At 75.4% G+C, this 12,931-nt stretch carries 7 protein-coding genes; 4 read left to right on the top strand and 3 right to left on the bottom strand.

The features are described from left to right. Nucleotides 1-56: 56 nt before the first annotated feature. The gene (locus tag ACZ3IL_RS09255) at nt 57-3,662 is read left to right on the top strand and encodes an AfsR/SARP family transcriptional regulator (protein ID WP_467388256.1); all 3,606 of its coding nucleotides are present in this window, start codon (nt 57-59) and stop codon (nt 3,660-3,662) included. Here the strand turns inward: ACZ3IL_RS09255 and ACZ3IL_RS09250 are convergent. After that, on the bottom strand, nt 3,649-5,883 hold the full coding sequence (locus ACZ3IL_RS09250; protein ID WP_467388254.1) for a sigma-70 family RNA polymerase sigma factor: 2,235 nt from the start codon (nt 5,881-5,883) through the stop codon (nt 3,649-3,651). The two genes, ACZ3IL_RS09255 and ACZ3IL_RS09250, sit on opposite strands and share 14 nt — an antisense overlap. A 362-nt stretch (nt 5,884-6,245) precedes the next feature. Beyond that, nucleotides 6,246-7,046 (bottom strand): TetR/AcrR family transcriptional regulator, encoded by an 801-nt coding sequence (locus ACZ3IL_RS09245; RefSeq protein WP_467388252.1) that lies wholly within the window; start codon nt 7,044-7,046, stop codon nt 6,246-6,248. Between the two features lie 353 nt (nt 7,047-7,399). Between ACZ3IL_RS09245 and ACZ3IL_RS09240 the strand changes: the two genes are divergently transcribed. After that, nucleotides 7,400-8,761, top strand: coding sequence for an NAD(P)/FAD-dependent oxidoreductase (locus tag ACZ3IL_RS09240; protein ID WP_467388250.1), 1,362 nt, complete (start codon nt 7,400-7,402; stop codon nt 8,759-8,761). Between the two features lie 106 nt (nt 8,762-8,867). Next, complete coding sequence (locus tag ACZ3IL_RS09235; protein ID WP_467388248.1) at nt 8,868-10,511, top strand: ATP-binding SpoIIE family protein phosphatase; 1,644 nt, start codon at nt 8,868-8,870, stop codon at nt 10,509-10,511. 28 nt (nt 10,512-10,539) lie between these two features. On the opposite strand, the gene ACZ3IL_RS09230 is transcribed toward ACZ3IL_RS09235, so the two are convergent. Next, nucleotides 10,540-11,811, bottom strand: coding sequence for an MFS transporter (locus tag ACZ3IL_RS09230; protein ID WP_467388246.1), 1,272 nt, complete (start codon nt 11,809-11,811; stop codon nt 10,540-10,542). Nucleotides 11,812-11,965: 154 nt separating this feature from the next. Here ACZ3IL_RS09230 and ACZ3IL_RS09225 point away from each other — a divergent pair, with 154 nt between their 5' ends. Beyond that, complete coding sequence (locus ACZ3IL_RS09225; protein WP_467388245.1) at nt 11,966-12,532, top strand: MarR family winged helix-turn-helix transcriptional regulator; 567 nt, start codon at nt 11,966-11,968, stop codon at nt 12,530-12,532. Nucleotides 12,533-12,931 lie beyond the last annotated feature (399 nt).

Genomic DNA, 12,931 nt, shown 5'->3' with positions numbered 1-12,931 from the left:
GTCGGCCCCGGGGAAACCCCGAGGCGCACGTACGGCCCGGCGGCCACAATGGACCGGTGCGGTATCTGATCCTCGGCCCCACCGAGGCCCTTCGTCCCGACGGCTCCCCCCTTCCCCTCGGCGGTGCCCGGCTGCGCGCGCTCCTCGCCGCGCTCGCGCTGCGCGGCGGACGGGCCGTCTCCGCCGGCGAACTCGCCGACGACGTGTACGGGGACGACCCGCCGCAGGACGCGCCCGCCGCCCTCCAGGCCCTGGTCGGCCGCCTGCGCCGGATTCTCGGCAGGGAGGCCGTGGCGTCCACCCCCGGGCCCGGCTACCGGCTCGCCGCCGGCCCCGGCGACATCGACCTGTACGTCTTCGAACGCCGGGCCGCCGAAGCGGGCGCCCTCCTGGACTCCGGCGATCCCGAGACCGCCGCCGCCCTCCTCCGGGAGGCGCTCGGACTCTTCCGCGGCCCCGCCCTCGCCGACCTGCCCGGCCCGGCGGGCGTCCGGCCCGAGGCCCAGCGGCTCGCGGCCCTGCGCCGCCGCGTCGAGGCGGACCTGCGCCGGGGCGCCACCGACGGGCTCGTACCGGAGCTGACCGAGCTCACCGCCACGTACCCGTACGACGAGGCCTTCCGCGTCCACCTCATCCGCGCCCTGCGGGCCGAGGGCCGCCACGCCGACGCCCTCGCCGCCTACGAGTCCGCCCGCCGCACCCTCGCGGACGCGCTCGGCGCCGACCCCGGCCCCGAACTCGCCGCCCTCCACCGCGAGCTGCTCACGGGCCGGACCCCGCCCCGGCCCGCCCCCGCCCCGCCGGCACCCGGCACGGGCCTCGCCCCCGCCCCTGTCCCCGGCACCGGTACCGGTACCGGCTCGGCCCAGGCTCCGTCCCCGTCCCCGCCCCCGTCCCCGGAGGAGGCCGACGCCCTCCGGGGCGGCCGCCCGGCCGGAGCCCCGGGCCCGGACGCCCAGCCGTGTCCGGACCCCCGGCCGTATCCGTATCCGGACCCCCGCCCAACCCCGTACGCGGCCCCCCACCCGCCCCCGTCCCCGAACCCCCATCCGACCCCGAGCACACCCCCGGGCCCCGCCCCGGCCCCGCTCCGAAGCCCTGCTCCCTCCCCGCACTCGGGCGAAGCTCCGACCCCGCTCCGAAACCCCGCCCCCTCTCCGCACCCGGGCGAGGCTCCGGCCCCCGGCCGCATACCCGGCAACATCCGCCCCCGGCTCACCTCCTTCGTCGGCCGGGAGCCCGAGCTCGCCGCGCTCCGCGCGGACCTGGACCGCTGCCGCCTCGTCACGCTCACCGGCCCCGGCGGGAGCGGCAAGACGCGGCTCGCGGAGGAGGCCGCGCTGAGAACAGAGGGCCCCGCCGCCTGGATCGCCGAACTCGCCCCGCTCGACGACCCCGAGGCCGTACCCGGCGCCGTCCTCTCCGCGCTCCGCCTCCGCGAGGTCAACCTGATCACCCGCGACGGCGCGTCCCCCCAGGGCGACCCCACCGCGCACCTGGTCGAGCACCTCGCCCACCGCCCGCTCCTGCTCGTCCTCGACAACTGCGAGCACGTGATCGGCGCGGCCGCCACCCTCGCCGAAATCCTCCTCACCCGCTGTCCGGGGCTCCGCGTCCTCGCCACCAGCCGCGAACCCCTCGGCGTCCCCGGCGAGTCGGTCCGCCCCGTGGAGCCCCTGCCGCCCGATCCCGCCCACCGCCTCTTCGCCGAACGCGCCCGCGCCGTGCGTCCCTCCTTCGACCTCGCCCGGGACGGCGGCGAGGCCGTCGACGAGATCTGCCGGCGCCTCGACGGCCTGCCGCTCGCCATCGAACTGGCCGCGGCCCGCCTGCGTCTGCTCACCCCCCGCCAGATCGCGGACCGCCTGGACGACCGGTTCCGGCTCCTCACCTCCGGGTCCCGCACCGTCCTGCCCCGCCAGCAGACCCTGCGCGCGGTGGTCGACTGGTCCTGGGACCTGCTCGACCCGGACGAGCGCACCCTGCTCCGCCAGGTCTCGGTCTTCGCCGGCGGCTGGGACCTCGCCGCCGCGGAGGCCCTCTCCCCGCACGCCGCCGGCACCCTGGGCGCCCTGGTCGACAAGTCCCTCGTCGTGGCCACCCCCACGGAGGGCGGCGAGATGCGCTACCGCCTCCTGGAGACCATCCACGAGTACGCGGCCGGGCGCGCCGCCGAGATCCCCGACCTGCTCGCCGCCGCCGGCGCCGCCCACACCGCCCACTTCACGGCCCTCGCCGAGGCCGCCGAGCCCAGGCTCCGCTCCGGCGAGCAGATTCCCTGGATCGAACGGCTGGAGCGCGACCTCGACAACATCCGGGCCGCCCTCCACCGCACCCTCGTCACCGTCCCCGACGAGGGTGCCGCCCTGCGCCTCGTCTTCGCCATGGGCTGGTTCTGGTGGCTGCGCAACTACCGCCCCGAGGGCCTGGCCTGGGTCGAACGCGCCGTCGCCCTCGGCGACGACCCCGCCGACCCGGACGATCCGCGCCACTGGCCGCGGATGCGCCTGCGGATGCTGTACTTCTTCCTCGTGATCGAGGGCCACACCGTCTCGGAGCTGCGCGACGACCCCGGGACCATGGCCCTGCTCCGGCGGGTGCGGTCCGCGTTCGGGGAGGAGCCCGGCCCCGAGGCCGCCCGCTTCCCCGGGCTGCTCTGGCCGTTCACCGCGGTCCTCACCGAAGAGCCGGTGCGGGTCCGGGAACTGCTCGACACCGCCGTCGCCAACTGCCGCCGCCACGGGGGCGACTGGGAGGTCGGCGTCAGCCTGATGTTCCGTACGCACATGGCCGTCGACATGCCCGGCGGCATGGCCGGGGTCGACGAGGACCTGGCCGAACTCCGCTCCCTCGCCCGCCGGGTCGGCGACCGCTGGATGGGGGCGCAGATCACGAGCGCGGCGGCCGAGGCCAACATGGTGCGCGGCCGGTACGAGGAGGCCGGCGCGGACTACGAGGAGGCCCTCCGCCTCGCCCGTGAGGTGGGCGCCCACGCCGAGAGCCCCTTCCTCATCGCCCGCCTCGCCGAGATCGCCTACCGCTCCGGTGACATGGAGACCGCCGCCAAGGGCCTGGACGAGGCCTCGGCGGAGGCCGAGCGCTACCACGTCCAGGACGTCCGGCCCTTCGTCTGCTTCCTGCGCGCCTGCATCGCCCTCCACCGGGGCGAGTTCGAAACGGCCCGCGTCCAGGCGGAGGAGGCGAACCTCCTGGTCGAGGCCGGAAACCCGCCGCCGCACTTCACGGCCTCGATCATCGGCCTCGTCGCCCGGGTCGAGGCGTACGGGGGCGGGGGCGTCGCGGCCGTCGGCTCCGCGGTGTCCGCGCTGCGGGCCGCGCGGGACGCCCGGTGCGCGGACCTCGTCCTCGCGTTCCTCGGCCAGGGGGTCGCGGTCGCCCTGTCCCGGGCGGACGAACACCGCCTCGCCGCCGCGGCCCTGGCCGCCGCCGACTCCTGGCGCCGGGGGGTGCCCCGCTCGGTTCCGGAGCGGGACGAGGCCGACGCGGTGCGGGACCGTTCGCTGGCCGCCCTCGGCGAGCCGGGTCTCGCCGCCGCCCTGACGGCGGGCGGAGACCTGGACGCCGACGGGGTCCTCGCCCTCGTGGAGCCCGTGGTCCCCGCACGGGCGGACAGCGGCCCGGACGGCGTCAGGAGCAGCTGATCCGGGACTGCGCCCAGTCGGCGATCACGGCCCGCCCGAGCGGGGACTCCTCCTCGACCACGAGCCGGATCGTGGAGCGGCCGGTGATGTCGACGTGCACCGGGACGGGCGGATCGCCCGCCCCGACCACCTCGGAGCGCCAGAGCCGTTCCCCGTCCCCGTAGACGGAGAAGCGGACGCCGCCGAGGCCGAACAGGGCGCTCAGATCGTCGACGCCGGCCATCGCGTCGTACCGCGTGCACTGCCGGTTGAGGTCGATGACCAGGGAGGACGGCGCGTGGACGCTCACTCCGTGCGCGTACCGGGTGCCGCCGACGGAGAGTCCGTCGCGCTGCCACATGAAGCCGCTCTCCGAGAGCGACACCTCGGGTTCGGTGCCGTCGCCGAAGATGCCGTACTCCAGCTCGTCGACCGGGTAGACGGTCGGCGGCGCCGGCTTGGGCGAGGGCTTCTCGGGACTCGGCGTGGGCGTGGGCGGGGGAGTGGGGGTGGGCTCCTCCGGTGGGGGGGACGGGGAGGGCGGCGGCGTCGGCTCGGGCGTGGGCTCCGGGGACGGCGGTGCCGGTTCCGGTGGCGGCGTCGGTTCCGGTGTCGGCGCCGGGGACGGCTTCGCGGGGACGGGCGCGGGCGCCGGGGGCTCCTGCGGTACGGACACGACCGGCGGTACGGGCTTCGCCACCGGTTCCACGGGCGGCGCGGCCTCCGGGGGCGCCACCGGCGTGACGACCGGTCGCGGCGGTCTGGGCGCGGCCTCGGGCCGCGGGTCCCCGGCCATGGCCCAGGCGAGTCCGGCGGCCGCGGCGATCGCCACGGCCGCCGCGATGCCGGCCTTGGCGGGCGCGCCGAGCCCCTCGGCGGCGCCGCCCGACGCGGCACCGCCCGTGGACCCGGAAGCGGCGGCCGCCGCGCCCGCACCGGCCGCCCCGACGGCACCGCCGGCGACGACGCCGGCCGCCTTGAGCGAGTACCCGGCGGCGAACCAGCCGATGACGGCGATCGGCAGCAGCGCGGGGATGCCGGCGTTCACATGGGCCAGCTCACCGGCGGCGAGCCGGCACCGGGCGCACTCCTCCAGGTGCTTGCGCAGGCCGCGTTCGGCCCGCATCCGCAGTCCGCCGCGCGCGTAGGCGCCGAGCCGGTCCGCGTACCGGGCGCAGTCGCCGCCCGCCGTCAGCGACTGGCTGACGTGGGCCTGGAGGTAGGCCTGCTTGAGTCCCTCGCGGGCCCGGCTGGCGAGGACGGCCGTGGCGTTGGCGGTCAGTCCGAAGAGCGGGGCGATCTCGCTCGGGGACTCCTCCTCGACGGTGGTGTGCCACAGCACGGCCTGCCACCGCTCGGGCAGCGAGCGGAAGGCCTGCATGGCGAGCGACTGCTCGGCCTCGTGCATGGCCCGTACGTCCGCGCCGAGGTCCATCGTGTCCTGGTCGGAGACCTCGGAGGAACGGGCGGCCTCCGCCGCGAACGCCGCGAAGTCCTCGACGAGGTGTTCCCGCTTCTGCGTCCTGGCCCAGTGCGCGGCGACCCGTCGGACGGTGGTCATGAGGTAGGCGCGCACGGCCTGTTCGGGCCCCGCCCCGCCCCGCACCGCCTGGAGGGTGCGGGCGAACACCTCGGCGGTGAGGTCGTCGGCGGTGTGCGCGTCGCGGCAGCAGGTCCTCGCGTACCGGCGCACGGCCTCGGAGTGCCGGCGGAACAGTTCCTCGTACGCCGAGTCGTCCCCGTCCCGCATGAGCTGGACGAGTTCGGAGTCGGAGGGCGGCAGCTCGACGGGTGGCGGGAGGACGCCCTCGGTCCCGTCGAAGCCGTCGTCCGCACCCGCGTCGTCGCCCGCACCCGGACCGCCGTACGCGCCCGGACCGCCGTACGCGTCCGTACTGTTGTACGTGTCCGTACCGTCGTACGGGCCGGTCCCGTCGTACGCGACCGGTCCCGTCCCGGCGGTCGCCCCCGCGACGACCCCGGAACCCGCCCCGGTCTCCGTACCGCCCCCCGCTCCGGCGGATTTGCCCTCGCGCTGCTGCGGCACGCTCGCGTCGAGCGACGCGGCGTACCCGGGCGGCAGCGGCCCCGGCGGCCCGGACGGGCCCGCCGGCCCGGACGCGCCCGGCACACCGCCGGGACCACCCGGCCCTCCCTGGAGCGGTACCTGCCGGGAAGGCAGGCCTCCGGTCTCCGTGGCGCCGCCGTTTCCCAGCGGCTCGTCCCGTCCGTCACCGCTCATCGCGGAAGCCCCCGTCCGCACGCTCAGACCCGAACACCGGCCAAGCCTGACACAGAGGGCGGGCACGCCGAAGGGCCGCGTCCGCGAACCACTCGTCCGGGGCGACTTCACGTGTCCGGGCGTGACCGCTCACACGTTCGTGTCATGCTCGGGGGTCCCCCGGACCACGGCCCGCGCTCCCGGCGGAAGACGCCGCTCCCGCCGGCGGCCCCGGAGCACCCGGGGCCCCCACGGCGGCAAGCGCACGGCACCGGGGCGCACGGCACCGGCGGGCCCTCGGCGGCACCGGCGTCCCGCGACAGGGACCGGCGTCCCGCGACGGGGACCGCCCCGCCGCGTCCGTCCCCCTACCGCGTCCGTCCCTACCGCGACCGCAGGCCCTCCAGCAGGATGTCGAGGAGCCGGGCCGAGGCCGCCGCCTGCTGCGCCGCGTCCGGCAGGGCCGGGGCGGCGGTGGCGATGACGAGGAGGACGTCCGCCACGGTCACGTCCGTCCGCAGCTCACCCGCCTCCCGCGCCCGGTCGACCAGACGCCCGACGACCTCCAGGAGTTCCGTGGTCCCCGCGGGGTCCCGCTCGCCGTCCGGCACGCCCCGGGGCGCGACCACGCGCGCGTCCGCCTGCTCGGCGCCCACCCGCTGGTACGGCACCCGGGCCCCGCCCTCGGCGCCGTCCGCGTCCGCGGCGGTCTCCGGCACGCGGTCGTCCACGCCCACCCGCAGCACCCGCGGCGGCAGGAGGCGGCCCGCGCCCGAAGCCACCGAGGTCCGCAGGAAGCGGGAGAGGGCCGACCACGGCTCCTCCTCCTGGCCGAGCGCCGCCCGCGCCTGCTCGGTCAGCCGGGAGGTCTCCTCCTCGGCTATCCGGCGCACCAGCACGTCCTTGCTGGGGAAGCGCCGGTAGACGGTGCCGACCCCCACGCGCGCGCGGCGCGCGACGTCCTCCATCGGAGCCCCGTAGCCCAGCTCGCCGAACACCTCGCGCGCGGCCCGCAGGACGTGCTCCAGATTGCGCTGGGCGTCCACCCGCAGCGGCGCGGACCTGCCGTCCTGCACCGGCACCTCGTGGCGCCCGGCACCGTCGGCCCCCACGGCCACGGCACGGCCGGCGTCGGCGGTCACCGTCCCGGCGCCCGACTGCCCTCGCGAATCATGCATCTGCATAAGCGTTCCCCCGCTCATGATGTCTCCCCCCGGAGACTCCCCGCCCTGATGCGGGGCTCCCGGCCGGCGAGCGCTCCGGTCCACGCGCTCGCCCCGACACCCCGACGAACTACGAACATAGTTGAGTCGGGGTCAATTCAGAAGGGGAAGTTCCGCACGGTGCGCCCCCCGATCGGAGCAAGGACCGGATCACTCCCGATTCCGTCCCCGCGACGGCCCCGCCCCACCCGCCGTGACCTGGACGGATTCCTCCGTGTTCCGTCCGTGCGCCACCCCGCGCCTCCGTACCCCTCCCGTCACACAATTCGTCGAGCCTGTGGACAAACCCCGGACGGCGGGTGCGTCATGGGACGGTGACCGAACCTGCGCGCATTCTCGTGGTCGGCGGTGGCTACGTCGGCATGTACACCGCGCTGCGCCTCCAGCGGCGGCTCAGGGCGGAACTCGGAGCCGGCACCGCGGAGATCGTGGTGGTCACTCCGGACCCTTACATGACGTACCAGCCGTTCCTGCCCGAGGCCGCGGCCGGCTCCCTCTCCCCGCGCCACGTCGTCGTCCCGCTGCGCCGCGTCCTCGGCCGCTGCCGGATCGTCATCGGGGAGGTCCTCTCCGTCGACCACGCCGCGCGCACCGCCGTCCTCTCCACCCCCGCCACGGACGAGGAGGGCACCGGGCCGACCACGCTCGCCTACGACGAACTCGTCATGGCGCCCGGGTCCGTCTCCCGCACCCTCCCGGTCCCCGGCCTGGCCGAGCACGGCATCGGCTTCAAGACCGTCGAGGAGGCCATCGGCCTGCGCAACCACGTCATCGAGCAGATGGACATCGCCTCCTCCACCCGCGACCCCGCGATCCGCGACGCCGCCCTCACCTTCGTCTTCGTCGGCGGCGGCTACGCGGGCGTGGAGGCCCTCGCGGAGCTGGAGGACATGGCCCGCTACACCGCGCGGTACTACCACAACATCAAGCCGGGCGACCTGCGCTGGGTCCTCGTCGAGGCCTCCGACCGCATCCTCCCCGAGGTCGGCGGGGAGATGGGCCGGTACGCCGTCCGCGAGCTGCGCGGCCGGAACGTCGACGTCCGGCTGGAGACCCGCCTCGACTCCTGCGAGGACCGGATCGCCGTGCTCAGCGACGGCACCCGCCTGCCCACCCGCACCGTCGTGTGGACGGCCGGCGTCAGGCCCTCGCCCCTCCTCGCCGCCACCGGCCTCCCGCTGGACGCGCGCGGCCGGCTCCGCTGCACCGCCCGCCTCACCGTCGAGGGCGTCGAACACGCCTGGGCCGCCGGCGACGCCGCCGCCGTCCCCGACGTGACCTCGGGCGAGCCCGGCCGGGAGTGCGCGCCCAACGCCCAGCACGCCGTCCGCCAGGCCCGGGTCCTCGCCGACAACATCGCCGCCTCCCTGCGCGGCCGGCCGCTCGTGGAGTACGCGCACGCGTACGCGGGTTCCGTGGCCTCCCTCGGCCTCCACAAGGGGGTCGCCCACGTCTACGGCCGCCGGCTCAAGGGTTACCCGGCGTGGATCGTGCACCGGGCCTACCATCTGAGCCGGGTCCCCACCTTCAACCGGAAGGCCCGGGTCCTCGCCGAATGGACCCTGTCCGGCCTGTTCAAACGGGAGATCGTCTCGCTCGGTTCGCTGGAACACCCGCGCGCCGAGTTCGAACTCGCCGCCTCCCCGCCCCGGGACGACGACAAGCCGTCGTCCTGACATCACTGTCAGTGCACCCGTCCACACTGGGCGTGTGACCATAGGTGGGCCCACACCTGCACAGCGTGACTCCGCACGGCACCGACACCACGAGGCATACGAATCCGTGAACTTCACCCGCTGGAGCGCCCGGCTCCCCGGCACGCAGCGCCGCACGGCGCGGGGGACCGAAGGCTCCGTGCCCGCCGCCCGCGGTGCGTACGGGCAGCAGTCGGAGCCCCCGCCCGAAGGCGTCCCCGCCCTGGAGGACTTCCCCGTGCGGGAGCTCCTCGGCCGCCTCCCCGGCCTGGTCGCGCTCGTGTACGGCCCGGAGCACCGCATCGCGTACGTCAACGAGGCGTACGCCGCCGCCTTCGGCGCCCGCCCGCCCGGCGCCACCGTCGCCGACACCTGCCCGGAGGCCGAGGAGCTGGGCCTGCTGCCGCTCATGGACCAGGTGCTGCGCAGCGGCAGGCCCCGCACGGTCAAGTCCCGCCGCACCCGCGAGGGCGGCTCGTACACGGTCACCTGCCTGCCCGTCGACGGCCCGGGGCCGGACGGCGACGGCGGCGGCGTCCTCGTGCACGCCGCCGACGTCACCGACCACGCCGAGGCCGCCGAACGGCTCCGGGCCAGCGAGCGCCGGCACCGCGAGACCGCCGTCACCCTCCAGCGCTCCCTGCTCCCGCAGGACCTGGAACAGCCCGACGACCTGCGGATCGCCGCCACCTACCAGCCGGGCGGGACCGACGCGGCCGTGGGCGGCGACTGGTACGACGTGATCACCCTCGGCGCCGGCCGCACCGCGCTCGTCATCGGGGACGTGATGGGCCGGGGCGTTCGCGCCGCCGCCGTCATGGGCCAGCTCCGCACCGCCGTCCGGGCGTACGCGCGCCTGGACCTGCCGCCGCACGAAGTGCTCCAGCTCCTCGACGGCCTCGCCGCCGAGATCGACGCCAGCCAGATCGCCACCTGCGTGTACGCGGTCCACGACCCCAACGAGGGGAAGCTGGTGTACGCCTCCGCCGGCCACCTCCCGATGCTGGTGCGGGACGAGGACGGCACCGTGCGCCGCGCCGAGGACCCGACCGGCCCCCCGCTCGGCACCGGCGGCTGGCTGCACACCTCGGGCTCCATCGCCCTGCCGCCCGGCTCCACCGCCGTCCTCTACACGGACGGCCTGGTCGAGCGCCGCCGCGAGGACATCGACGAGGGGGTCGCCGCCCTGGCCCGTGCCCTCTCCGGGGCGAGCGGCACCCCGCAGGTGGTCTGCGACCGCCTCCTGCGCTCGCTGGGCGTCACCGCCGACCACGACGACGACGTGGCGGTCCTGGTCGTCCAGCACCCCGCACGGGAGGGGGCGGACGCGGAGCTGTTCCACAACGCCGCCCTGGACCTCCTCGGCGGAGTGGAGGCGGCCCCCCGCGCGCGTGCCTTCGCCTCGGGCGTCCTGGCGAGCTGGCGCTTCCCGGTCGAACTGTGCGACCTGGGCGTCCTCGCCACCAGCGAACTGGTGGCGAACTCCCTCCAGCACGGCACCCCGCCCATGCGCCTGCGACTGCGCCGCACCGACCGGCGCCTGATCATCGAGGTGACGGACGGCGACGACCACCTGCCGCGCCGCCGCAGGGCGGAGACGGAGGACGAGGCGGGCCGCGGGATCTCGATCATCGCGACGATCGCCTCGTCCTGGGGGAGCCGCCGCACGCCGGGCGGCGGCAAAGCGGTCTGGTGCGAGTTCGCCCTGCGCAACCAGGACGGTCCGGCCTAGGAAGCTCCGGAAGCGGCGCCGGCCGTCCTCACCGGGCGGACGCGGTCTCGCGGGCCGGTTCGTGCCGCGCGACCACCTTCGACGGCTTGAGGGCCGACGAGGGCAGGTCCTGCTCCGGGGTCAGCTGCCGGCCGAGCCGGACGGCGAGGAAGGCGATCCCGAGCGAGAAGAGCACGAAGGTCACGATGTACGGCCCGTGCAGCGCGGCCCCCATGGGTCCGCCCACGGCCGGGCCGACGGCCAGGGCCAGCTGCTTCACCAGGGCGAAGGCCGAGTTGTACGACCCGACCCGCGACTCCGGCGCCAGGTCGGCCACCAGCGGCGCCACGGTCGGCGACAGCATCGCCTCGCCGAGCCCGAAGAGGGCGTACGTGGAGATGAAGGCCGCCGTCGCCATGGTCTGGCCGCCGTGCCCGAGCCCCGCGTATCCGGCGATGAGCCACGCCACGGTCCAGATCAGGCCCACGGCCGCGATCACCCGGGACCGCCTGCGCCGCTCGACGAACCGCAGCACCAGGAACTGCGCCACCACGATCACCGCCGTGTTGGCGGCGAGCGCGAGGCCGAGCGCCGAGGGCTGGATGCCGGCGGCCTCGGTGCCGTAGGCGGCGAGACCCGACTCGAACTGCCCGTAGCAGGCGAAGAAGAGGACGAAGCCGAGGACGCAGAGCTGGACCATCGCCTTGTGCCCGAGCAGGGCGCGGACGCCGCCGCCCTTGCCGGCCCCGGTGGGGCGGGTGTCCTGGAGGGCGGGGGAGCCCGGTACCCGGACGGCCCCGACGATCCCGGCGAGCACCAGGAACATCGCCGCCTCGATCGAGAACAGCAGGATGAAGCTGCCCGGCCGGCTGGTGTCGACGAGCTGGCCGCCGATCAGGCCGCCGACGCCGAGGCCCAGGTTCTGCAGGAAGAACTGCGTGGCGAACGCCCGGGTGCGGCCCGCGGGCGTCGAGCACCAGACGATCATCGTGGCGAGTGCGGGCTGGAGCACGGCGGTGCCGGCGCCGAGCAGCGCCGCGGCTCCCACGACGGTCGGCACGTGGGCGGCGAACCCCATCCCCACGGCGCCCGCGGCCGCGACGACCGAGGCCACGAGCAGCACGGGCACCGGACCGCGCCGGTCGACGGCCCGCCCGCTGAAGGGCAGCACCACGAGCGCGGCCACGGCGAAGACGGCGAGGACGACGCCCGCCGTCGCCGCGCCCAGATCCCGCACCTGCGCCACGTACACATAGAGGTACGGCACGGTGAAGCCGAGTCCGAACGCGCTCAGCGCGCTGCCTGCCTGAATCCGGCGCATCGCTGCGCCCCTCGCCTCGGTCACACTCACCCACTTCGATCGCTGGTTCAGCTCTGTAGCCCTGAACCCTGAAGACTTCAATACTAAAGTTAACTCCTCAACTGTACACATGGAAGGACTTCAACGCCAACGGGGTCCGTGGGATACTCGCCGCATGTCCGACACCCCCGCGCGGTCCGGCCCGCAGGCCCTCCAGGAGCCGAGCCTCGACGAGCAGATCGCCGCCTATCAGCGCGAGTTCCGCGACCTGGACCCCCAGGTCGAGAAGGTCGTCTCCGCCCTCGGCCGGCTGAACCGGCGGATGAACGTGGCGTACGGGCGTCAGCTCGCCGACCTCGGCATCAGCAACGCCGAGTGGGAGGTCCTGAAGACCCTGGTCCTCTCGGGGGAGCCCTACCGGCTGGGCCCCGGCGAGCTGGCCAAGCGCCTGGGGCTCACCCCGGCCGCGATGACCCACCGCATCGACCGCATGGCGGGCGAGGGCCTGGTGACCCGGGACCGCGACGAGAACAACCGGGTCCGCGTGATCGTCGAGCTGACCGACGAGGGCCGCACGAAGTGGCTGGAGGCCATGCGCATGGCCACCGCCTTCGAGGAGGACCTGCTCCAGGACCTCACTACGGAGGAGAAGGGCGTCCTCGGTGACGTCCTCATCCGCCTCCTGCGCCGCGTGGAGCTCACCCAGCCCGACGCCGGCGGCCGCCTGACGGATCTGGATTGAGGCCGCGGGACGGGGGTAGGGGAGGGGGTTGACGCACCCCTCCCGGACGCGTAGTGTTCTCCGAGTTGTCACAGAGCCGGAACGGTCCTGCGGCAGCCACTCCCGCCGCTGATGCGGCACCTCTACTCCAGCACGATCTCCCCTCGGGAAGAATTTCGGCATGCCGAAATTCATTTCGAAGGACTCGATTATGAGTCGCCGGGGAAACCCGCTAGAGTTTGAGACGTCGGAACGGCCCAACGGCCGGAAAGACAACTCCCGCTGACCGGGAATCAGACGCCGAAAGGATCTGATAGAGTCGGAACCGCCGGAAGGGCCCGGAGCGAAAGCGAAACGGGGCCGGAAAGCACCGCCGAAATCGGGCCGGAAACGGTCTGGTAGAGTCGGAAACGCAAGACC

Source organism: Streptomyces sp. NPDC014907 (genome assembly GCF_055562975.1).
The sequence above is the reverse complement of the archived record's forward strand: the minus strand, read 5'-3'. Positions and strand labels throughout refer to the sequence as shown.

Bases quoted from the DNA above. Each gene is read 5' to 3' on its own strand.
- ACZ3IL_RS09250 (WP_467388254.1), bottom strand. From the start codon at position 5,883: ATGAGCGGTGACGGACGGGACGAGCCGCTGGGAAACGGCGGCGCCACG.
- ACZ3IL_RS09245 (WP_467388252.1), bottom strand. From the start codon at position 7,046: ATGCAGATGCATGATTCGCGAGGGCAGTCGGGCGCCGGGACGGTGACC.
- ACZ3IL_RS09230 (WP_467388246.1), bottom strand. From the start codon at position 11,811: ATGCGCCGGATTCAGGCAGGCAGCGCGCTGAGCGCGTTCGGACTCGGC.
- ACZ3IL_RS09225 (WP_467388245.1), top strand. From the start codon at position 11,966: ATGTCCGACACCCCCGCGCGGTCCGGCCCGCAGGCCCTCCAGGAGCCG.